Source organism: Citrobacter telavivensis, from assembly GCA_009363175.1.
GTDB classification, from domain to species: Bacteria; Pseudomonadota; Gammaproteobacteria; order Enterobacterales; family Enterobacteriaceae; genus Citrobacter_A; species Citrobacter_A telavivensis.
The window spans coordinates 4,638,072-4,661,153 of record CP045205.1 but is presented as its reverse complement, the minus strand read 5'-3'; the positions used below and the strand labels follow the sequence as shown (position 1 = coordinate 4,661,153).

Annotated in this window: 20 protein-coding genes and 1 tRNA gene; 7 read left to right on the top strand and 14 right to left on the bottom strand. The window is 51.3% G+C overall.

All coding sequences use genetic code 11. The features are described from left to right. Positions 1-63 precede the first annotated feature (63 nt). The 3 genes from dnaQ to mdcG all read left to right on the top strand — a co-directional run bounded on the left by dnaQ (position 64) and on the right by mdcG (position 1,933). Positions 64-792: a DNA polymerase III subunit epsilon gene (gene dnaQ / locus GBC03_24745; protein ID QFS73185.1), complete on the top strand. Its 729-nt coding sequence runs from the start codon at positions 64-66 to the stop codon at positions 790-792. A gap of 131 nt (positions 793-923) precedes the next feature. Beyond that, positions 924-1,000 (top strand) — tRNA-Asp (locus tag GBC03_24740). 282 nt (positions 1,001-1,282) lie between these two features. Next, on the top strand, positions 1,283-1,933 hold the full coding sequence (gene mdcG, locus GBC03_24735; GenBank protein ID QFS73184.1) for a malonate decarboxylase holo-[acyl-carrier-protein] synthase: 651 nt from the start codon (positions 1,283-1,285) through the stop codon (positions 1,931-1,933). A gap of 22 nt (positions 1,934-1,955) precedes the next feature. Here mdcG and GBC03_24730 read toward each other — a convergent pair whose 3' ends face one another. From GBC03_24730 to GBC03_24720, 3 genes are all read right to left on the bottom strand, one after another. After that, complete coding sequence (locus tag GBC03_24730; protein ID QFS73183.1) at positions 1,956-3,056, bottom strand: porin OmpC; 1,101 nt, start codon at positions 3,054-3,056, stop codon at positions 1,956-1,958. Positions 3,057-3,183: 127 nt separating this feature from the next. Then, positions 3,184-3,852, bottom strand: coding sequence for a hypothetical protein (locus GBC03_24725; GenBank protein QFS73182.1), 669 nt, complete (start codon positions 3,850-3,852; stop codon positions 3,184-3,186). A 15-nt stretch (positions 3,853-3,867) separates the two neighbouring features. Continuing rightward, positions 3,868-4,575 carry a DUF5058 family protein gene (locus GBC03_24720; GenBank protein QFS73181.1) on the bottom strand — a complete coding sequence of 236 codons (708 nt, stop codon included), beginning with the start codon at positions 4,573-4,575 and terminating at the stop codon, positions 3,868-3,870. Positions 4,576-4,970: 395 nt separating this feature from the next. Between GBC03_24720 and GBC03_24715 the strand changes: the two genes are divergently transcribed. Beyond that, entirely contained in the window at positions 4,971-6,410 is a 1,440-nt protein-coding gene (locus GBC03_24715) for an amidase (protein ID QFS73180.1), read from the top strand. Positions 6,411-6,594: 184 nt separating this feature from the next. On the opposite strand, the gene GBC03_24710 is transcribed toward GBC03_24715, so the two are convergent. The 8 genes from GBC03_24710 to GBC03_24675 all read right to left on the bottom strand — a co-directional run bounded on the left by GBC03_24710 (position 6,595) and on the right by GBC03_24675 (position 15,731). Beyond that, positions 6,595-6,810 carry an acetyl-CoA carboxylase biotin carboxyl carrier protein subunit gene (locus GBC03_24710; protein QFS73179.1) on the bottom strand — a complete coding sequence of 72 codons (216 nt, stop codon included), beginning with the start codon at positions 6,808-6,810 and terminating at the stop codon, positions 6,595-6,597. 219 nt (positions 6,811-7,029) lie between these two features. After that, positions 7,030-8,133, bottom strand: a complete 1,104-nt coding sequence (locus GBC03_24705) for an acyl carrier protein (GenBank protein QFS73178.1) — start codon at positions 8,131-8,133, stop codon at positions 7,030-7,032. 120 nt (positions 8,134-8,253) lie between these two features. Next, on the bottom strand, positions 8,254-9,135 hold the full coding sequence (gene mdcE / locus GBC03_24700; protein ID QFS73177.1) for a biotin-independent malonate decarboxylase subunit gamma: 882 nt from the start codon (positions 9,133-9,135) through the stop codon (positions 8,254-8,256). 10 nt (positions 9,136-9,145) lie between these two features. Further along, a complete protein-coding gene (locus tag GBC03_24695) occupies positions 9,146-10,423 on the bottom strand; it encodes a biotin-independent malonate decarboxylase subunit beta (GenBank protein QFS73176.1) in 1,278 nt (425 codons plus the stop codon). Positions 10,424-10,439: 16 nt separating this feature from the next. Next, positions 10,440-12,107, bottom strand: a complete 1,668-nt coding sequence (gene mdcA, locus GBC03_24690) for a malonate decarboxylase subunit alpha (GenBank protein ID QFS73175.1) — start codon at positions 12,105-12,107, stop codon at positions 10,440-10,442. Positions 12,108-12,171: 64 nt separating this feature from the next. Further along, on the bottom strand, positions 12,172-13,398 hold the full coding sequence (madB, locus tag GBC03_24685) for a Na+-transporting malonate decarboxylase, carboxybiotin decarboxylase subunit (GenBank protein ID QFS73174.1): 1,227 nt from the start codon (positions 13,396-13,398) through the stop codon (positions 12,172-12,174). Positions 13,399-13,541: 143 nt separating this feature from the next. Further along, positions 13,542-14,408 carry a triphosphoribosyl-dephospho-CoA synthase gene (locus tag GBC03_24680; GenBank protein QFS74121.1) on the bottom strand — a complete coding sequence of 289 codons (867 nt, stop codon included), beginning with the start codon at positions 14,406-14,408 and terminating at the stop codon, positions 13,542-13,544. Positions 14,409-14,768: 360 nt separating this feature from the next. Further along, positions 14,769-15,731 carry a LysR family transcriptional regulator gene (locus tag GBC03_24675; GenBank protein ID QFS73173.1) on the bottom strand — a complete coding sequence of 321 codons (963 nt, stop codon included), beginning with the start codon at positions 15,729-15,731 and terminating at the stop codon, positions 14,769-14,771. Between the two features lie 488 nt (positions 15,732-16,219). On the opposite strand from GBC03_24675, the gene GBC03_24670 reads away from it, so the two are divergent. Continuing rightward, complete coding sequence (locus GBC03_24670) at positions 16,220-17,113, top strand: EamA family transporter (protein ID QFS73172.1); 894 nt, start codon at positions 16,220-16,222, stop codon at positions 17,111-17,113. 34 nt (positions 17,114-17,147) lie between these two features. On the opposite strand, the gene GBC03_24665 is transcribed toward GBC03_24670, so the two are convergent. Both GBC03_24665 and GBC03_24660 read right to left on the bottom strand, forming a co-directional pair. Further along, on the bottom strand, positions 17,148-17,918 hold the full coding sequence (locus GBC03_24665) for an amidohydrolase (GenBank protein QFS73171.1): 771 nt from the start codon (positions 17,916-17,918) through the stop codon (positions 17,148-17,150). Positions 17,919-18,028: 110 nt separating this feature from the next. Continuing rightward, a complete protein-coding gene (locus GBC03_24660) occupies positions 18,029-20,473 on the bottom strand; it encodes an acyl-CoA dehydrogenase (protein QFS73170.1) in 2,445 nt (814 codons plus the stop codon). A 239-nt stretch (positions 20,474-20,712) separates the two neighbouring features. Between GBC03_24660 and lpcA the strand changes: the two genes are divergently transcribed. Together lpcA and GBC03_24650 are read left to right on the top strand one after the other, a co-directional pair. Beyond that, positions 20,713-21,291 carry a D-sedoheptulose 7-phosphate isomerase gene (lpcA, locus tag GBC03_24655; protein ID QFS73169.1) on the top strand — a complete coding sequence of 193 codons (579 nt, stop codon included), beginning with the start codon at positions 20,713-20,715 and terminating at the stop codon, positions 21,289-21,291. Between the two features lie 216 nt (positions 21,292-21,507). Beyond that, positions 21,508-22,275 carry a class II glutamine amidotransferase gene (locus GBC03_24650; GenBank protein QFS73168.1) on the top strand — a complete coding sequence of 256 codons (768 nt, stop codon included), beginning with the start codon at positions 21,508-21,510 and terminating at the stop codon, positions 22,273-22,275. Here GBC03_24650 and GBC03_24645 read toward each other — a convergent pair. Next, on the bottom strand, positions 22,246-22,986 hold the full coding sequence (locus GBC03_24645; protein QFS73167.1) for a L,D-transpeptidase family protein: 741 nt from the start codon (positions 22,984-22,986) through the stop codon (positions 22,246-22,248). The two genes, GBC03_24650 and GBC03_24645, sit on opposite strands and share 30 nt — an antisense overlap. Between the last annotated feature and the right edge of the window lie 96 nt (positions 22,987-23,082).

The window sequence follows — 23,082 nt, the reverse complement described above, 5'->3', positions numbered from 1 at the left end:
TCTGGTAGACTTCCTGTAATTGAATCGAACCGTAAAACGACAAGTCTGACATAAATGACCGCTATGAGCACTGCAATTACACGACAGATCGTTCTCGATACCGAAACCACCGGTATGAACCAGATTGGCGCGCACTACGAAGGGCACAAGATCATTGAGATCGGTGCTGTCGAGGTGGTGAACCGCCGTCTGACGGGAAATAACTTCCATGTCTATCTGAAGCCCGACCGGCTGGTGGATCCGGAAGCGTTCGGCGTACACGGGATTGCGGATGAGTTTCTGCTGGATAAGCCGACGTTTGCCGAGGTGGCGGATGAGTTTCTCGACTATATCCGCGGGGCGGAGTTGGTCATTCATAACGCGTCGTTTGATATCGGCTTTATGGACTACGAGTTCGGCAAGCTCAATCGCGATATCCCGAAAACGAACACCTTCTGTAAAGTCACGGATAGTCTGGCGCTGGCGAGGAAGATGTTTCCTGGTAAGCGTAACAGTCTGGATGCGTTGTGCTCGCGTTATGAGATAGACAACAGCAAGCGTACGCTGCACGGCGCATTGCTTGATGCCCAGATTCTGGCCGATGTTTATCTGATGATGACCGGTGGTCAGACGACGATGGCGTTTTCGATGGAAGGTGAAGCCCAGCAGCAGGGCAATACGGGGATCCAGCGCCTTGTGCGTCAGGCCAGCAAGTTACGCGTCGTTTTCGCCACTGATGAGGAAGTTGCGGCCCATGAATCGCGCCTCGACCTGGTGGAAAAGAAAGGGGGAAGTTGCCTATGGCGGGCGTAGAAAGCCTGTTTATGAGGTAAAAATCGTCGTCCGGGCGATTTTTACAGCAAACGATTAAAAACGCGAGAAAAAGCGTTGACGAGGTGCGAGGCAATCCGTAATATTCGCTTCGTTCCCAAGTGGAACAACGCGGAGCGGTAGTTCAGTTGGTTAGAATACCTGCCTGTCACGCAGGGGGTCGCGGGTTCGAGTCCCGTCCGTTCCGCCAAATTCTGTTCATGGGGTGTTTAAATACATTCTGTGAAGATAAGAAACCGTATCACTGTTGAGGTGATGCGGTTTTTTTTCGTCTGAAATTGCTTACCTGCCTGTCAGGCTATCCGGCGTTAACAGGCCTGCGAAAAGGTCTGTGCGATCCCGCGATCGCTGTCCCTTCCATCCTCTTTTTCTCGTTTACCTTTTGCGTAATGAAAGCACCCGACGCGTTATTGACGATTCCCGGCTATGGGATAGATTTTGGGTATATTTCAAAAAGCCAGAGGAGGGATACATGCTCCAGCGTCATGATTTACTGCACATTAGCGTTCCGGCGGCTCAGCGCATTTTTTCGCGGTGGCAGACATCACGGGTTGCCTGGCAGCAGGCGTTTGTGGCGGGAGAACTGCCTGGCATTGTGCGCCGTCCTGTCGAAGGGGAATCGCAAAACGAAATTGCGCTGGGTTTTAGTTTCCCTGAACGCGTGAATGGTCAGCGCCAACGCCTCGCCAGCACCGTCATGCCGGACGAGGTGATCTGCCGCCTGACGCCATTTGAGATAGCGCAAAGAGCCTTTGCCCCCCGAACACCCGCGCTCATGGCGCTGGCCGATCTGCGGGAGCGCTTTACTCTCCTGGCGTGTGTAGCGGGGGTATGGGGATCGACGGCATTAGAAATTGTCAGTGGTTTTCACTATACGGATTGTCAATCCGATCTGGATATTGTGATTGATATTTATCCTGTCGAGCAGTTGCACGATGTGTATCAGTGCCTGCTGCAACTGGAGCAAACACATCACACGCGGATTGACGTTGAGGTGCGATGGCCGACGGGATACGGCATTAATTTGAAAGAGTTCATGACGACGCAGGGACAAATATTGGGGAAGAGCCTGAACGACGTCAGGCTCTTCGATAAGCAGGCTTTGCTTGCGGGGACGATGTGACGTTAATCGCGCAAGAAAGGGATTAGAGCTGGTAAACAAAGCCGAACACGATGGTATCGTCGGTGTTCAGCTTCGTCGCCATCGTAAAGTCATCCCGGTCCAGTAAATTGATTTTATAGTTTGCGTAGGCGGCAAGCGTATCATTGAAATAATACATTGTGCCCAGGTTGATAAACTGCAGAAGATCGTGATCCCCGCGATAGCCGCTCAGATCTTTTCCTTTACTCTGCAGGTAACCGATAGAGGGTTCGAATCCGTTACTGAAACGGTATTTGGCGACCAGTTCTGTGGCATGCACTTTATTCGCGATATTTACCCCGCTACCAAAGGAGGTCATATTCGAGGTTTCACCGTACAGCGCGGCCAGATAAAGCCCATCTAAACGGTATTTTGTGCTGACCACAAACGATTCGGCATAAGGGCCGGTCGCCACATGGTTGCCATAATGTCGTTGTTCCCCGGTTCTGTTTGCATGAGTATAGACGCCGCCCAGCGACAAACCGAAATCAAAATCATAGGTCATCGACATCCCGTAGCCATCGCCGTTTTGCTTCTGGAGAATACGGCTATTATTGGTCGTGTTTTCACCTTCGGTACCGCTATTTTTCCCCTGATATTGCAGGGCAACATCGAGCCCATCAACCAGACCGAAGAAATCCCGATTACGCCATGTTGCCAGGTTCGTGGCGCGTTGTGCCATATAGGTATCGGTATGGAAAATAGTGGCGGCACCAAACTCAGGTAAAACATCGGTCCAGGCACCAAGGTCGTACATAATCCCCCAGTTGCGACCATAGTCGAGAGAACCTAATGACGAATAATTAAGACCGGCAAAGGCCAGGCGCGTCCAGGAATGTTTATCTTCCCCTTCATATTTATTGGCCTGGAACTGCATCTGGAAATTACCATATCCGGTGAGCTGCGGGGAAATTTGAGTTTCGCCACGCAAACCGAATCGGACATAGGTATTATCCCCATTTTCGTTCGCATAATCAGAAATCAGATGCGAAGCCTGAATTTTCCCATAAACCCCCAGTCTGTTACCGTCTTTGTTATATATCTCAACGGCACTGGCAGGTACTATCATCAGGGATGAAAGAAGGAGTGCAAGTTTTTTAAACATAGAGAGTCCCTCGCAAAATAATGCGATAAATAATGTGTTGTGATTGTTTCGTTTCTGTAATTTAAAAATGGGCCGTTATTATAATAGTGCGCTAATAATTATCAGGCACATATTTTACGGCGCGGCATTACTTAACAATATTTTTCTTATAGAGCACTCTGGTTAACAACATGTTGCCGAAGATAGCTACAATAATGTAAACATAGGCCGGCAGGGTCGGGAATAAGATATAGACGATCGCTGTGACCGGTAATGCATACAGCGCAATCCTTGGTTTCATCACGGTAAACTGCCCGTACAGACAACCGAAAATAGTTGGCAGAATATAGTTTTTAACCGCAGCAATCAGTGCTGGCGGCGAAACGGACAATATCCAGTCTCCCATTAAAACGGCAAGGGTCAGAAAGAACAGGTTGGTAAAAATCGAGCCGGCGATACCCAGCGTGGAGATAATTTCCGCCTGCTTAGAACCATTTTCTACACCGACGGCCATTTGGGCTGCTGCCGAGGCCGGGAGTCGAACGTTAGAGATATTGCCTGACAGAATCCCCAGATAACTGCCTGTCAATCCCAGGATGGGATAATAGGAAAAAGGTTCAACAAAATAGAATGCGCCGAATACCATCGCAATCGACAGCCAGGAGGTTAAGGCGACCTCCAGAGGGGGATAAACGTCATACACGATGTAAAAGTAAAAGAGCGGCGCAAAGCTGGTTATCGTTGCCAGAAGGAAGCAGATCCGTCCTATCCTTATCGATGTTGCCGTCCAGTTGAGACCATCATTAGTCTGTTGCATCGTTTATTTCCTTCGTTATGAATAAAGGCTGGCCGCGACCATGCCAATGATAAGTGCAATTCCTAAGGCATACTCTTTTAGCCAGCTTATCTTTTTGCCGAGGATCGCCAGCCCGCCCATTGCGAAGAAACCGGCAAGGCATGCCACCGTTTTATCGTTCATGGCGAGGATGAAGGGGGTTGAGAGGAAGCCGAAAAGTCCCAGCATCGCCGTGACGGAGATGAGCCCCAGCCAGACTTTGTCTCCTCCGCCCATTTTTTCTCTGACCTTTTCCATCCGGTGGATGAAGAAGTATCCAACGACAATCCAGCCGCAGCTGTTGATGATTGCGGTGTAAAGTCCGGAGACCATCGCGGTTAAGTTATAATTCTCTGAACCGACCGGCGCGCCATAGGTTTCGGCTCCCAGATTGATGGCTGCCAGCTCCACCGGTGCCGCTCCAATCCCGACGAAGCGCATCCAGGTTAAAGGGCCACCGATAATTGCGGTCATACTGAACACGACCACGAAAACCGAGATAGAAGGGCCAATGGAACTGAAAATTCCGCTTCTGAGACCTTTGGTACATTGGGCCTGTGTTAAGCCTACGTTTGGTGCGTTTTTATAAGACAATCTGATATATAACGAAGCCATTACCAGGATAATGGCGCCCAGGGGCATTGCGATCCACCAAAGTATCGGATCATTAACGATAGCAATGATGTCGGCTTCATCGATCTTCATTCACGAACACTCCTTTATTAACATCACCTATGAAATAATTCACGAGTGAGAAAAATACAATAAATGTATATAGAACGTTAAATACATTCGGTTCTGTCAGGGGCTGGCATTTTTTCTAAAAGTGTCATTTAATGTATATCGAAACGAACTTACCTAAAATGTTATGAGAATCACAAATATTACAACGTTGCTTTTAAGGTAATGGCGTTACATTTAAAGTAACGGGATTGAAAATATCATGATGCTAATGTTGAGATCAGTCACAATACGTCATGGGATTAATTTGATAATAAATGTTGTCCTACAACTTATCCTGCTGCAACGAATGGAGTTGTATGGATATTCTTAAATAAACGCGAATGCGTTTGCAGGAAAAATCAATTTCAGAGGGCAACATGAATAAAATCAATAATCCGATTACGGAAATGAGCGCCCTGGCGCTTTCCGACAGCATCAAATCCAGGGAGGTATCATGTGTTGAAGTCATGAATGCTTATTTGGATAAAATTGAAATCCTTAACCCAAAAGTCAATGCCATTGTCTCCTTACAGGACCGGGATGATTTAGTGGAGCAGGCCAGAAATAAGGATAAACAACTGGCCAATGGTCAGTATATGGGGTGGATGCACGGATTTCCTCATGCCGTTAAGGATTTATCTGCGGTAAAAGGGATTACTCTGACAAACGGTTCTCCTATTTTTAAAGATTTCATCGCGCCTAACGATTCGGTTATGGTTGAACGCATCAGAAACAAAGGGGCCATTTTTATCGGTAAAACGAACACGCCGGAGTTTGGGCTGGGTTCGAACACGATAAATAACGTTTTTGGCACGACTTGGAACGCCTGGGATCAGACGAAATCTTCGGGAGGCAGCAGTGGCGGCGCGGCGGTTGCGCTGGCATTGCAGATGCTACCGGTGGCGGACGGCAGTGACATGATGGGTTCGCTGCGTAATCCTGCGGCCTGGAACAACATCATTGGTTTCAGACCGAGTCAGGGACGCGTACCCTTTGGGCCGACACCAGAGGTTTTTGTGAGCCAGTTGGGGCTTGAAGGGCCAATGGGGCGTAACGTCGCGGATACGGCTCGTTTGCTGCAAACCCAGTCGGGCTATGATGCGCGAGTTCCACTGTCGTTAGGTCAACCTCTGGCACCATTCACCCCGCCTGAGCGCAAACTGCGCATTGGCTGGCTTGGCGATTTAAACGGCGCGCTGCCGATGGAAGAGGGCGTGCTGAGTCTTTGCGAAAACGCCTTAAAAGTCTTTGAGAAACTTGGCCACAGTGTCGAACCTGTAAAACTGGATGTCACGGCTGAACAGATGTGGGAGACCTGGCTGATCTGGCGTCACTGGATTGTCTCCAACGGTTTACGTCCACTGTATGACAAACCTGAAACCCGCGCGTTGCTGAAACCGCAGGCGGTCTGGGAAGTTGAGGGTGGACTGGAATTGACGGCTCGTGATGCCTACCTCGCCTCCGTGCAGCGGAGCACTATCTACCAGGCGTTCAATAAGCTGTTCGCGGAATATGACATTGTTGTTCTGCCGACGGCGCAAATCTTCCCCTTCGATCCTTCTCAACACTCACCGCTGGAAGTGGCAGGAAAACAAATGGATACGTATCACCGCTATATGGAAGTGGTGGTTCCTGCAACCCTGATTGGTAGTCCATCCCTTAGCGTTCCAGTAGGCTTCAATGCACAGGGATTGCCGATGGGGATGCAACTGATTGGGCCTCATGCCCATGATATGGAAGTGTTGAGCATTGGTCAGATCTACGAACAAGAAACACGCTGGAATCTGGATTATCGGCCGAAACTGCTACAGCCATAATTATTGATAATTAACCATTTGCCTCTTACCGGGATGCTTATCCCGGTTTTTTTGCGCTGAATTAAGTAATGAATATCACAACCAGAAATAAAGGCCAGCAGGGGACGCAGACAGGAAATTACGGAATAAAAAAGTTACGCCACTGAAAACAGTGGCGTGTGAGAAAAGCGGCGTGGCTTAAATTTTAGGATTCAATCTCAAATAATGGCGAACCCGGGTTAACACGGTCACCCACGTTCACCGAAATAGATTTAATGGTACCGGCTTCATGTGCAGGGATGGGCATTTTCATTTTCATGGCTTCCATTACCAGAACCTGTTGACCTTTGGCAACGCTATCACCCACAGCACACAGGATTTCTTCAACAATGCCAGGTACTTTTGATTTCATTTCAGACATAACGACATCCTTTTTTTATGAGAAATAATTAAATAATTTACGAGGCAAAAAACCTGGTATCCTGAAAACGATTTATTATTATCGTTACGATGATAATTACCTGTTCAAAGAATAATTTCAATGACAGGCGGCCTGGTTTTCGCCAACATAAATGATGCTTGGTTACCTAAAAGGTAACGATATTGCGACCTGCATTTATTAACACTGGCAACAGAATTGCTAGCGGCGTTTTAGCCACGCCGGATCGCTCTTGGATTGCCTTTCATAAGTGAGCTGCGCCTGTACCAGCGTATCAAACAGTCCGGTGGCAACCGGACCGCGAATCGTCGCCACGCACGCTGGAGCCGGTGTTTCATCCGGTGGCTGACCGGGAACCAGTTTTAATTCGGTGACATCGGCGGTGAGCACCAGATTTGTGGCGACTTTGACAATACATCCCTTAATGCGAAGCAGCGTGCGAGCGGTTCTTTCCATCAGTTCGCGAGAATGGCACGGGGTGGCTGCGATCACCACTTCGTAATTTGGCTGCGTACGTTGTCTTTTATAAGTCAGTAATTTTCCCTGTGTGTTGCAGATATGCCCCTGAGGACTGACCGGGAAGCTGTCGCCAGTCGGTAATCCCCCTACGATCATCTCGACATACTCCTGACCATACGGAGACGCCACCAGACTCAGATCATCGCGCAGAAACTGGCCATCCAGCGTCAGCCAACCGAATTCCTGGCTGCCATAGAGATCGTGGACGGTAAAATTAAACTCGCTGGCGAGTTCCAGCAATTCCGGATCCAGAGGCGTTCCGGCAGCAAGCAGACACAGTTTTTCAGGCAATAACCCGGCGAGATCCATCGTTTTTGCCTGCTTTAGCGTGGCGCGCAGAAACGAAGACTCTCCCAGTACGACCTGGTAATTTTCTTTGATCAGCGCCAGCAGCAGGGCATCCTGGCAGGAACGCAACAAAAAGCCGTGGCTAACGCCTGCTTCAACCAGCGAATCCGGCGTAAAGACGTTGTTCAGCGGGGCATAGGTCACCAGCATCCGATCGCCAGGTATAATGCCCGCAAGCTGAAGTGCTTTGCAGCCTGCCGCAATCCGCTGTGGCATCTCCTCATGCGTGATGCCGACAATGTTCTGAAATGCGCTGGAGCCCGTGGTAAAGGTCACGCAGGCCAGGTTTAACGGCGTATGGATCTGTTCAATCACATGCGCGCTGGTGGGACCGTCGATGCCCTTGCTACCTAAGGTTCGCTGAGGCATCTGCGCTAGTGTGGGCACGGTACTGATCTCCTGTACCATCATTTCCAGCATCCTGAGTTTATCCTGCATTCGCAACCTCCCTACGGTGTGAACCGACAGCCCGTGAATCCTGCGTTACCTCGGGGGAACGCGGCTGACACATTCCCCCGAAGATCTTGCTCACTTTCCTTGGTGCGAAACCGTCAGGCTTTACGCCTGGATATAACGCTCCGCGACATCCTCGAACTGCTGCTGCATCAACGCTTGTACCGCAGTACGAATCTTACGTCCCCCGCGATGGAAACCGAGTCTTCCGCGACCTTCAGGGCCAAGCAGATGTTGCTGCCCTTCGCATTTTAACGCCCGAATTTCTGTCATGTGCTGAAGCAGCGCATCGCGCATCTGGTCGAGCTCATCGATCTGCTGTTCTATACCGCCGAGATGGTAAAAGAACTGCGGACCTGCGGCAAAAACCGGATTACTGGTCGCCAACTCGCTCAGCCGCTCCAGACTTTGCCGGGTGATGCGCGCAATACTGGTAAGCGGCATAACGTGGATCATCGTGTTGAATTTGCTGCTGAGACTCAGAATGCGATCTGCCTGTAAGCCGTGGCACAGGAATGCGCCACTGATGGCACGACCGATCACCAGCGCAATGACGGGATGTCCTGCTTTACGGGCCTCAGCCAGCGCCAGCTGATAAGCCCCCGTAGCCTTATTCATACCAATAATTTCTTCGACTTTGCCCGGCCCGTTCCCCGGGGTATCGACGATCAGCAGCAATGTCCGTTTGTCAGCGATGGGTTTGTTGGCGTCGGCGGCAATCGAGCAATACACGGCGCGGGCCATTTTGTACGCCTCTTCCAGGCCGATAATGCCGGCATAGACCACCGGAAAGCGCGGATTGAAAGCCATTGCGTCATTGGCGATGACCGTGCAGGTACGTCCCCCCAGTTGCGCAGAACCCACCACCGCACCTGGACCGTAGTCTTCGCAAGGGAGGGTAAACGCCGGTAACTGATTTTCCTGAAAACTGTCGGGATCGACCAGCATGTCGATAGCGGCGCGTCCCTGACCCATTAAAGTCTCCATTGTTTTCTCCTTAGCGATCGGATGTAGAAGGGGTGAAACGTCGGGTCGTGGCTAAAAACGCGTCCAGCGACATATCCACCAGTGCCTGCGGTGGTTCATTGCCTGCCGCCCGCCAGACATCGACTGAATCCGTTGGCTGGAGTTCACTGACCGCCGCGACCGTGGCCATCTGCCTGGAAACCAGTTCAGGGCTGCCGATCCGCCTTAATGCTTCGATCTCCGCCATGGTCATTCCGGCAATCTTCTGCACCTGGGCGCGGAAAGCGTCAATGCTGTCTTCAACAAGGAAATTACAGTCGCCCATGATGTATTTATGTTTCCCACCGGTAGTGCGGAACACCAGGGCGCGATCTGAGGCGTCAAATTCGTCGCGCCCCATTTCTTGCTCAATGACTTCCGGGCCGGTTAGCCCAATGCGACTGAACTGGCTCATGACGATGACGTCGGTGGCGGCGGCAACGAAGCCCATGCCGCCGAAACATCCCAGCTTACTGCCCACCAGTGCCACGACCGGGATTTTGTGGCGAAGATCCTGAAGCAAGTCCATCACCTCGGCGTGGGCCAGCAAACCCGCGTTCGCCTCATGCAACCGCACGCCGCCGGTTTCAAAAGAGATCAGCACCAGGGGGCATTTTTCAGCCTGCGGTGGCGCATCGTTGTGGCTTAACCGCTGGTACAGCTCAAGCGCCAGCTTCAACGCGCCGGCCATTTTGGCACCGCCTACTTCGCCAATCGAACCACCGATAAAGCGGCCTTCCTGGGAGATAACGAGGGTCGGACGACGACCCAGCAGTCCAATTCCGGTTACGATCCCATCATCAAATTCGACAGCTTCGCCCAGCACCGGAAGATGCGGACTGGTACATCTGTCCGCCGGACCGGCTAACTCGGTAAAGGTCCCCTCATCGACTAAACCGTAAGCCCGGGTGCGAGCGTTAGCCTCGAGAAAGCTTTTGGCGCCGGAGGAGCCATTCGCGGGCTCCAGTTCAGCCAGCGCTTGCTGTAAACGTAGGGCAACGACGGCGGGCGGTGCGTTATTGTCATTAATGCTGATGAGCACATCGCCCAGTTGGCTCTCGTCGATAAAACGTGTCATGACCCGGCGCCAGATATCATCGAATCCGGTGATGGGGGTGTTGATGCAGATGTTCGCTTTGCCATTCAGGTTCTGGCTCTCAATCAATACCTCCAGATCGCCAGAACCCACGACGCCAAAATGCACCATTGGCCGGGATAACGGGCGCGGAGTCGCCGCACTACACCACATATTCAGTTGGTTTAACGCCATTTCTTCTTCTCCTGAATTACCAGTTACGGAACCGTGATGGTGGGTTGTACAAGCCACCTGACCAGTCCATCAATTCCTTGATATTTTTGGCTGCCAGCAGCGAACGGTTCGCGCGTCGACGGTCGATACCCAGATCTTCCGGCGTTTTAACCAGACCACGTTCGCGCAACCGTGCCGTTTCGGCCGGATCTGCCTGCAGACCGAGTTCTGTGTAACCAGCAACGGCGCGAATGGCCGCCATCCGCTGCTCCTGACCGACACAGCGATGCAGATAGGCAATGCCTTCTTCGCTGAGGATATGCGTGACATCATCGGCGTAAACCATCACCGGCGGTAACGGCAGGTTGGCATTTTCTGCCAGTTGCCAGGCATCGAGGCGATCGACAAACGCTGGCGCTCTTTTTTCACGGAAGGTTTCCTGGATCTGCACGACCAGGCGCTTGCCACGCGGCATATCACCCAGCAACTCCTGTTGAGTAGCAGAGAACTCCTCACCGCACTTCAGCCAGGCCTCTGTGGTGTGACGGCGTCCTTTGGCGTCGCATCCCATGTTGGGCGCGCCGCCAAAGCCGGCGACCCTGTCAGCCGTCGCGGTGCTACTGTTGCCGTATTTGTCGATTTGCAGCGTGCCGCCGATGAACATGTCGAGGGCGTAGTGTCCGGCCGTCTGGGCAAAGGCCCGGTTAGAACGCAGCGAGCCATCGGGACCGATGGTGAAAATGTCCGGGCGCTGGCTCACGTAATTTTCCATGCCCAGTTCGCCGCCGAAGCAATGGATCGCCTCAAGCCAGCCGCTTTCTATCGCCGGGATCAGCGTCGGGTGCGGGTTCAGCACCATATGGGTACAGACTTTTCCCTTCAGACCCAACTCCTCGCCATAGGTGGGGAGTAAAAGCTCAATGGCGGCGGTGAAAAAACCAATGCCGTGGTTGATGCGTTTGACGCCATATTCGGCATAGATCCCCTTCAGCGCCATCATTGCCATCAGGACATGCGTGTCGGTAATTAATGCCGGATCGCGGGTAAACAGCGGCTCGATATAAAAAGGACGCGGCGACTCAATCACCACATCGACCCAGTCGCCGGGAATATCTACGCGCGGGACTTTATCGACGATCTTATTCGCCTGAGCAATGACGATGCCCTGGCGGAATTTCGTCGCTTCAACGATGGCGGGGGTATCTTCGGTATTAAAACCGGTGTACAGGTTGCCTTCGCGGTCAGCTTCATACGCCGTGACCAGCGAGACGCGTGGGTACAAATCAATAAAGTAGCGGGCAAACAGCTCCAGATACGTATGAATAGCGCCGAGCTTGATCTTGCCTTCCCGGATGGCGGTGGCGAGGTGCTCTGATTGCGGTCCCGCGTAAGCAAAGTCGAGTTTTTCGGCGATCCCCCGTTCAAAGAGTTCCAGATGTGCGGCCAGAGGAACGGCTGATTGCACCATATGCAGATGATTTATTTTTTCTTTATCAACCTTGCACAAGCATTCGGCCAGAAAATCGGCCTGTTTCTGGTTGTTCCCCTCAATGTTAATTCTGTCGCCTGCACGGATAACGCCTTCCAGCAATGTAACGGTGTCCGCCGCATCAATTTCTTTCCCTTGCCTGAATAGCGACTGTATCTGCGCCATACGCTGCCGGGTGTCTTCCTGTAATTTATTCCATTTTTTTACTTCAGACATACCAATATCTCCAGTTTATAAATAGTCTCATTGGTGAATCAGGTGTTGGATATTGATAAAAACGTTACGGTAAAATAGTGACCACTGAGAATGTGGTCATGAATATCCCGGCGGCGACGGCGGAGACAATAATTCCGCTGATCGTTGTGCCGATGGCAACCGGTAAAATAACGCTATAGGGGTTTTCCGCTGTGACTTCATACTGCGCAATTTTGGCACAGGTCGGCATACAAGAGACGCCGGAAATACCGACCACCGGGTTATAGCTGTAATTTTTCCGCCGTGACAGGAAATAAATAAACCAGCCGCCGGCTAATGCGCCAATACCCGAAATAACCAATGCGCCGACGCCCAATACCAGAATAATACCAACCTTCGGATCCATCAGGGTCTGCGCGCTGCACAATGTTCCCAGCAGAAGACTCAGGAAGAAGGTGGCGCTGTAGGTGATCGTACTTTCCAGCAGCTTGTGATAAGGGAGAATATCCGCCTCTTTAATAGCCATCCCGACGAAGAATGACAGCAATAATGGCGCGGCCGCAGGCAGCAACAAACAAAGCAGGGTACACATGGAGATGATGAAAATGAATTTCGCCTTTTTGGACACCTGCGGGTATTCCATTTCCGTGTCAACGCCGCGGAATTTTTTCGGCACCATCAGGCGTACCAGATAAGGGAAACCTGCGTAGGCCAGCGTCAGGTACAAATAGGCGATAATCGCAATCGGAACAAACAGATTCGGCGACATAATCAGTGCCGAGAACATCACTAACGGACCATCTGCACCGCCGATTGTGGCAATAGCGGCGGCTTCATTAAGCGGCAGACCAAAGAACTGATAGCCGATAACCAACATGACAAACGTACCGAGTTCGGCAAACAGCGCGACGATAATGCTGGCCCAGGGTCTGGCAAGCAGAAAACTGACATCACTCATGGTGCCGATGCCAAGATAGATTAAACAGCCGATCAGACCATTACTGAACGTCAGGGCGTAAATCGGTTGCAGGAAGTTCACCTGCATCAACGACATTAACTCGTTGGTTTCACTCACCATGGGATCCAGCATGATGGTGCCGATGGTGCCATTATTCAGAAACAATACGCCGGCGTTAATGGCGATCATTCCCAGGCCCATAGGTACCATGATTAACGGATCCAGTTTCCGTTTAAAGCCGAGGTAAGCGAGGGCGAAGCCGCACACAATGAGCAGGAAACGGACCAGGGCGATCAGCGGATCTTCAGTAAAAAAAGTCCCGATACCCGAGAAGAGGCGTAATAATATCTCCATGATTAATTCCTTATTTTATTATTAGTCGTCATCACGAATATTTAATTTATTCATGGCTTTGTTTAATCCAACGACGATCCCCATAACGGCAAATGAAATGGCGATAGTGATGCAATAACAAATAAACGCATATTGATAGATGCTCATATTCTCTCCTGGGTAACGTCGTTGGGAAAATGTGAATGGCATAGCAGATACATTGCGATGCTCAGGGCTAAGAGATCCGCTGAACCGCCTGGGCTAATTCTGTGCTGACAGCACCATTCGTTAAGCTGGTGAATACGCGCCTCACCTCCCGGAGCACTTATCCCGCCGCGATGAACAATTTCTGATGCGCGGAGTTTCAGTTCAGCCAGTTGTTGCGGCCCTGTCCGCCACAATACGTTCGTGTCTTCACACTGTGTCATCAGCATCAGGAGACAATCGACTAATGCATGACGTAAAGGCAGCCTCTTGTTGAATGCCGCGATTAACGCCGGGTAGCCAATTTGAGCGATCGTGGGGAAGCCCTGTTCAGCCTCGCCTCGGATCCCGGTGACGCCGTATTTCGTAAACAAGATTTCACCGGCCGTCTGTGCTGGACGGGTCTTTAAAACGGCAAAATCAGATTCGCATAACCCCTGGCAGAGTTGGCGGATGCAATGGGCCAGTGAAATGCTGTTAATGGGTTGATTCAGGCCAGATAAATAACCTGCAGCACAGGCCAGAACCGAACCAGAAAACAGGATCCCGCGCTGCGTGTTGATTCCCCGGGTCACTTCAAGCAGGCGGTTTTCATAATCAATGCCAATCGGTCTAATCTTTTTTAACAGCCGTGACAAAGGTTTGCGATGCGTGAACCCGGCCTCGGCGCACAGCGTGAAACAGGGGGCAATCGCGGAAGAACTGAGCAGGAAAGTTTGCAGATTCATATCGCTGTGCGAGCCGGTTGATACCGGGGTGACCAGTCCTGGTTTTGGGAAACTGCAGACTTCAAGCAAGATGGCTTGCAGCAGCACTTCACCCACCATCGCTGGCTGAGACTGAAAATAGTTAACTGTTCTGTCATCAGGCAATGATGGAGAAAAGGTTATCTGAGTTACGTTCGCGAGTGCCTGCATTATTCTCTTCCTTTAAGCACGTTTATTCTGATTTTTTCCAATACCAGGCGAACACCACAATCGGTCATTTGCCGTTTACGATGCGATGAATACGTTAAGAATTAGAATAATTGGAAAAGGTACTGTATTTGAAAATCAGTATAAATCTGTGGTAAACACAGTCAATTACACACCGGGTTCTATCGTTACGTAAAAGGTAATGAGTGAAAAAAAACGGCGGGCGGCGCTATCCGGAAATTATCACATCCCAATTATAGTGCCGTTATTTTTTTAAGAGGCGGGAGTCTGACTCTGTTTTTTATTATAACTGCGGGCGTACATCCGACATTCCGCAATTAAGGGTAGTAGGTTGTATTCACTATTACGGGGGAAAACTAATGCGATATGCTGCTTCATCTGAAAACGCGTTTCCAGGGGTAAAAGTCTGACTTTATCAGAGAATAAACTTCTCATTCTCCCCGGCAACAGACCGCAACCCATGTTGGAGCTGATAAGGCTCATCAGAGAGAAGACATCCTGTACCTGAACAATAACGTCAGGTTTGAAGCCAGCAATTTTAAATGCCTCCTGAAAACCATTGTAGGTGGCAAAACCTTCGGTAAGGCTGATAAATTTTTGATTGCTGTACAGGGTTAAATCAACAGGAACCTGGGGTGGCGCAGGAACATCAACCGGCGTGGCAAGAAAAATATCATCATCAAAAATCGGTAAGGTTTCAAATCTTGCCGTATCGTAGTGTTCCGGAACGGAAATTAAAATAGCATCAACCATTTGGGTATTGAGTAAGCCTAATAACTTCTGGTTCGACGCCATTAAGAGTTCGACATCAAGATTGGGTCTTCGTTGTTTTAGCCCCATGATTAAATGAGGGATGGTTTCGAGAGACAAAGAATACAGCATGCCAATTTTTAACTTACTGGCTTTTTCCTTCGAGGCGGCCTGCGTAAGACGAACACAGCGTTGAAACTGTTCCAGCAGAAGGGTGGATTGCTCCTCAAGCACATTCGCACTGTCGAGCGGAAACAGCGATCGGCCCTGGTGGATAAAAAGGGCACAGCGCAGGTCTTCTTCCAGTGCATGAAGCGTACGGTGAACGCTGACTTTACTGATATTGAGTGTTTCAGCCGTCTTCGTCACATTCCGGTTTTGCATGTAAGAAAGAAAAATCTCTAATTTTCTTAAGGTGATCCCATTAAACATAACTGGTTTCCTTCTGGTGATGAATTCTGCCATTACATGCGTTTTAACATTACATATATCATCTCATCAGGTTGTTCAGACTAAGGATATGTAATTTTGTGAAGTGCTGCACGTAAGTTATTTTAGGAGAAATTAACGCTCACCTTCTAATAGTCCTAACCGCGTTTTTAAAAAGTGGAAGACATCCTGAAATAATGCTGTTGATAATATGTTTAATCCTGGTAAAAGGATGATAACAAAATCTGGTAGTATTCCGAAAGATAACGCAGGGTTTATTTGAGTAGCTTTTATGTTACTTCATTACATTACAGGTAATGAATACGAATATCACAGGTCTGGTTCCTGAAGAGTAAGTGCCATATATTACCTTATGCCTGCGCCAGGCAACGATAATTCAGAAAATTCGCGCATTGTGCGGATACATTGTGCGAATAATGGAAACGGGCAGATGAACATTTTACTCTACGACAACTCTGTTCGACAGAATAATACAACTGTTAATACCCTTAACGAGTGAACTCATGTCAACTAAAGCCAAATACAGTGTGATGGTGGCATTGGGGGCAATGACGACAGGCATGTTGCCCACAATGATAAAACTTGGATTATCTGCGGGGGTGACCCTGAGTCATTTAATGCTCGCGTCGGTCAGCATCAGTTTTGTGATTTTTGCCATCATCCTGGTTTCGTTTCGGCAATATTCAATCGACAAGACGAAACGCATTCAACTTTTCCTCGTGGGATTAACCATGGGGCTGACGGCCTGGACGTTTACTAAAACGGTGGAATGTTTACCCGCATCGGTCGCCGTTGTGCTGCAGTTCCAGTTCGTCTGGATAGGCGTGCTTCTGGACGCGGTGTACCGCAAACAGTGGCCCGGCGGGCGTCGCTGGCTGATGATTGCACTGATATTATCAGCAACGGTGCTGGCGGCAGGGGTACTCAGTGATTTTGACCATTTTTACCTCACCTGGAGCGGCGTGGCATTTGGCCTGCTTTGCGCGATTTGTTATTCTTTTTTCCTCTTTTTCAATGCGCATGTCGTCTCTGATGCGCACTGGTCACAGCGCACGTTCTATATCATGGTGGGGTGTTTAGCCTCGACGCTGGTTTTGATATTACCAAACCTCGAATTAACGCTGTCAGAAGAAACATTCGGCGCTGCAATGCTGTATGGCGGATTAATGGCCGTACTCGGTTACGCCATCCCGATCGTTTTCTTTGCGATTGGCATTCCGCGTATTGGCAGTGGCATCAGTTCGATTCTTTGCGCGTGCGAACTCCCGATGGCCGTCATTGTCGCTATGCTGATTCTGGGGGAGAAAATCGCCTGGCTGCAGTGGGTTGGCGTGGTGATCATCTTTGTCAGCCTGTTTATCAGGGAACCTGATGCTGAACCGTCCCCACAGCAGTAGACATTTTTTGTCTGGTTCCCATAGGGGGAGGGGATCAGCGCAGGGTAAACGGGTCGGCATCCTGCCAGGCCGGGAAGGTTTCCCGGTACTCTTTTAACGCACTCAACGACAGTTCCGCATCAATGCGCGTGGCCTGGTGGGCTTCCGCCGTGGCGATCACTTCCCCCTGGGGATTAATGACCCGACTGTCTCCACGATAATGATGGCCGTTACCGTCCGTACCGACGCGGTTGCACCCGGCAACATATGCCTGATTTTCGATAGCGCGCGCCGCCAGCAGTGTCTGCCAGTGCAGAGAACGGGGAGCCGGCCAGTTGGCGACATACAGCGCCAGATCGTAATCATTCAGATTGCGTGACCACACCGGGAAACGCAGGTCATAACACACCAGTGGGAGAATGCGCCATCCGCGCCATTCCACGATCGTGCGACGGTTACCCGGCTGGTAATGATGATGTTCGTCCGCCATGCGAAACAGATGACGCTTGTCATAAAAATGAACTGTCCCTCGCGGCTCAACCAGGAAAAAGCGGTTTACCGCCCTCTGCTCACTGGAGATGACAGCACTCCCGGCCACCAGCGCATCGGTCTGTTGCGCTTTATCGCGCAGCCAGGCGATAAGCGTTTCTTCCGCGAGCGACTGCCCGGCGGCTTCCATCGCAAAGCCGGTGGTGAACATCTCCGGTAAAACAATCAGGTCGCGTCCGGTCACGGTTTCCAGTTGACGGTCAAAGTGGCGCAAATTGGCCGGACCATCCATCCAGACCAGCGGTTGTTGCAGCAGCGTAATTTTCAAACCAGGCACGGTAGGGCTCTCCTTGTTGAACAGCACTCTGACACTGTAGCACGTGCTTTCAGGAAACGTGGGCGATAAAAAGCCCCGCCGAAGCGAGGCTAAAAGGTCATGTGTAAGCGTTATGCGGCTTCGACTTTACGCACTTTCTCTGGCAGCTTTACCGGCTTCGTCGCCAGCTCCTCTGGGGCAAAATCATCCACGTTGATGCTGCGCAGACGGCTTTCTTCCGCCTTAACCAGAATGGCCGCTTCCTCTTTGTCGATTAAGCCTTTTGCCAGGGCGTTTTGCGCCAGCTCGTCCAGACGGGTGAACGGCAGGTTTTTGCCAATTTCTTTGCAAATACGCTGGTGGATAGGGTCGGCGGCCATCACGTCCAGCAGCGCCTCTTCCAGTAATCCCACTGGGTTATGCTCGCTCGGCGTCAGGTATTGACCACGACCAATGCGGTCACGGGTGGCGCTCGGAACCTGCAAAATCTTCGCGACTTTGTGATCCAGCTTGTCCGACGGGGCCAGATAGTGACGACCGGTTGGGAAGATCACGACCTTCAGCAGCCCGGCAACCAGACGGTTCGGGAAGTTTTGCAGCAGATCGTCGATCGCCTGCTCCGCCTTATAGAGTGCATCCTGAACGCCCCAGTGAACCAGAGGTAGATCGGCTTCATGGCGGCCTTCATCGTCATAACGCTTCAGTACCGCAGAGGCCAGATACAGCTGACTCAACACATCGCCCAGACGGGCGGAGATGCGCTCACGGCGTTTCAGACTGCCGCCCAATACCGCCATCGAAACGTCGGAGAGCAGCGCGAGGTTAGCGCTCAGACGGTTAAGGTGCTGATAATACCGTTTTGTCGCATCGCGGGTGGGTGTTTGGCTGGTTAAGCCGCGCGTCAGACCCAGCCAGAAGCTGCGTATCTTGTTACTACCGACGTGACCGATATGTTTGAACAGCAGTTTGTCGAACGCATTCACATCGTTGTTCTGCGCCGCCGCCATTTCTTCCAGCACATACGGATGGCAACGAATCGCCCCCTGGCCGAAGATCATCATGCTACGGGTCAGGATGTTGGCGCCTTCCACGGTGATAGCAATCGGTGCGCCCTGGTAGGCCCGCGCGAGGAAGTTACCTTCGCCGAGCATAATGCCCTTGCCGCCGGTAATATCCATTGCGTCGATAATCGACTGCTGGCCACGATGGGTACAATGATACTTCACGATAGCCGACAACACTGCTGGCTTCTCACCCAGCATAATGCCGTAGGTGATGAGGGACGCGGCAGCATCCATCACGTAGGCGTTACCGGCAATGCGTGCCAGCGGTTCTTCGATCCCTTCCATCTTACCGATGGAGATTTTGAATTGACGACGAATATGGGCGTAGGCCCCGGTCGCCATCGCGACAGATTTCACCCCGCCGGTAGAGTTTGACGGCAGCGTAATGCCGCGACCTACCGACAAACATTCCACCAGCATACGCCAGCCCTGACCGGCCATTTTCGGGCCGCCGATGATGTAATCGATCGGCACAAACACGTCTTTACCGAGCGTCGGACCGTTCTGGAACGGGACGTTCAGCGGGAAGTGACGACGACCAATTTCCACACCCGGCGTTGAGGTCGGGATCAACGCACAGGTGATCCCCAATTCTTCATCGCCGCCTAACAGTTTATCCGGGTCGGAAAGTTTAAACGCCAGCCCCAGAACGGTAGCGATAGGCGCAAGGGTGATATAACGCTTGTTCCAGGTCAGGCGCATCCCCAGCACCTGCTGTCCTTGCCACTCACCCATGCAGACGATGCCGGTATCCGGAATGGCGCCCGCATCGGAACCCGCTTCCGGGCTGGTCAGTGCAAAGCAAGGGATTTCCTGACCACGCGCCAGGCGGGGCAGGTAATGGTCTTTTTGCTCTTGCGTACCGTAATGCTGCAACAGTTCGCCAGGACCTAAAGAGTTTGGCACGCCCACGGTGATCGCCAGGATCCCGGAGACGCCGGACAATTTTTGCAGTACGCGAGACTGTGCGTAAGCCGAGAATTCCAGCCCGCCGTACTCTTTCTTAATGATCATCGCGAAGAAGCGATGCTCTTTCAGGAATGCCCACAGCTCCGGCGGCAGATCGGCCAGCTCATGGGTTATCTGGAAGTCATTCGCCATGCGACACGCTTCTTCTACCGGGCCGTCGATGAACGCCTGCTCTTCGGCGGTCAGACGCGGTTGCGGGTAGTTGTGCAGTTTTTTCCAGTCCGGTTTGCCCTGGAACAGATCGCCTTCCCACCAGGTGGTACCGGCATCAATCGCTTCTTTCTCCGTACGCGACATTGGCGGCATGACCTTACGGAAGCCGCGGAACACCGGCGCGGAGATCATCGACTTACGCATTGGCGTAAAGTTGAACGGCACGAGGATAATGGCCAGCGGAATCAGCAGCCAGACGGACCACAGTCCGGCAACACCAAGCGCCGCCGTCCAGACGAGCAAAATCAGGCTGCTGATAAATAAGCTCACGCGGTGATAGAACAGCGCGCCGAGCAGAACGATCGTAGCGAGAATACTCAAAATCATCATAACGAAAAGCTCCCTTGCTTGTAGGAGGTCTGACCACTTGTGATGTTATGGTTGTAGTGGATGTAAAATCTTTTATCAATGTGTTTACAAAATAATTACAACAAAGCTCACATTGTTGCTGTTTTCCGCGGCACGAAAAATCAAAAGCCGTCGCCATTGATGTGGCTTATGCTTCTCGCTGCCAGAGCTATCCGGTACACTGCATCCTGTCATTTACATTCATGCTGAAGGATATCCTCATGTACCAGGATCTTATTCGTAACGAACTGAACGAAGCGGCGGAAACGCTGGCTAATTTTTTAAAAGATGACGCCAATATTCACGCCATTCAGCGCGCGGCGGTCCTGCTGGCAGACAGTTTTAAAGCAGGTGGTAAGGTACTGTCCTGCGGTAACGGCGGCTCTCATTGTGATGCTATGCACTTTGCAGAAGAGTTGACGGGGCGCTATCGCGAAAACCGTCCGGGCTATCCGGCCATTGCGATTTCCGACGTCAGCCATCTCTCCTGCGTCAGCAATGATTTCGGTTACGACTACGTCTTTTCCCGTTATGTGGAAGCGGTAGGGCGCGAAGGCGATGTGCTGTTAGGCATCTCGACGTCCGGCAATTCGGGGAACGTGATCAAAGCCATCGCTGCGGCGCGCGAGAAGGGGATGAAAGTGATCACCCTGACCGGTAAAGACGGCGGCAAAATGGCCGGTACCGCCGATATCGAAATCCGCGTTCCGCATTTCGGCTATGCTGACCGTATTCAGGAAATTCATATTAAAGTGATTCATATCCTGATTCAGCTGATCGAAAAAGAGATGGTTAAATAACTATACCCGTCATACTTCAAGCTGCAGGTGCGTTGGCTGTACTCAGAAACCCCAGTCACATAGTTATCTATGCTCCTGGGGATTTCTTCCCTTGCCGCCTTCCTGCAACTCGAATTATTTAGGGTATAGCATATTATTTTATCTGCCATTTTGAGTCCTGATTGGCTGTAACAATTACGCCTTCCGCTTCATTGTGGCGTTTCGTGGAGGTGATGTATGTGCGAACTGCTCGGGATGAGCGCCAATGTGCCTACCGATATCTGCTTTAGTTTCACCGGGCTGGTTCAGCGGGGGGGTGGAACCGGGCCGCACAAAGACGGCTGGGGCATCACCTTCTATGAAGGCAAAGGCTGTCGGACGTTCAAAGATCCGCAACCCAGCTTTAATTCTCCCATCGCCAGGCTGGTACAGGACTACCCGATCAAATCCTGCTCCGTGGTTGCCCATATTCGCCAGGCGAACCGGGGTGAAGTGGCGCTGGAGAACACGCATCCCTTCACGCGTGAGCTGTGGGGCCGTAACTGGACCTATGCGCACAACGGGCAACTCTCAGGCTATAAATCGCTGGAAACCGGCAATTTTCGCCCCGTCGGTGAAACCGACAGCGAAAAGGCCTTCTGCTGGCTGCTGCACAAACTGACTCAGCGCTACCCGCGCATGCCGGGCAATATGACGGCGGTATTCAGGTATATCGCGACGCTGGCGGGGGTACTGCGTGAGAAAGGGGTCTTTAACATGTTGTTGTCAGATGGCCGCTATGTGATGGCATTCTGCTCAACCAATCTTTTCTGGATCACCCGCCGCGCGCCGTTTGGTGTGGCAACGCTACTGGATCAGGATGTGGAAATTGACTTCAGCTCAGAGACCACACCTAACGATGTGGTCACCGTGATTGCGACGCAACCGCTGACAGGAAACGAAACCTGGCAAAAAATTATGCCAGGCGAGTGGGCGTTATTTTGTCTCGGGGAGCGCGTAGTTTGACGCCAGTTGCGGCTGAACCACTTCGTGACTCAACGGCTTGCTGACGACATAGCGGCCATCGACAACAGAAACGGTCGGTGGCTTGCGAGTTTGCTCAAAGTAATCGTATCCCGGCTTTAACTGCGACCAGAACTCTTTGTAATAGGAATACTTGTGGCGCTGCATGTTGGCATCGGTCATGCGGAAAGGATAAATACTGACCTGAACACTCGACTGACCAAAGACCAGCGCGCCAGTGACAAACTGGAAAATCTCATCAATGCCGCTGTCGGTCATGGCATAGCAGCCAACGGAGACACAGGCACCGTGAATCATCAGGTATTTGCCTTCATAACCGTGAGCACGGTCATAGGCGTTCGGGAAGCCAATGTTAATGGCTTTATAAAAGCGGCTATCGGGTTTGAGCTGGCTACGCTGGACGTTATAAAAACCTTCCGGACTTTTAAAATCCCCCTGGCGCTGTTTTGGACCTAAGCCGCCGGAGTAATTACAAATCTTGTAGCTATCGAGAAGTTGATACTGTTCGCCCATCTTGACGTAGAGATCGAGCGCGCGCTCTTCCTTGAAGATCTGTATATAGACCGGCGATCCCATCAATTGCTGCTTATACTCTTTGCTGATCGGCGTCGTGGAGCTATTGCTACTCAGCAAGCCGGCGAATGACACGCACGGGATCAAAAGCATCGCAATAAATAATGCGATTTTACGCATACTGCTTGTTCCTTGATAAAACGATTGCACACGCCAGAACGGCAAATAATAAGATCCCCAAATCGGACTAATCTGGATTTGGAGCGCTCACATTAA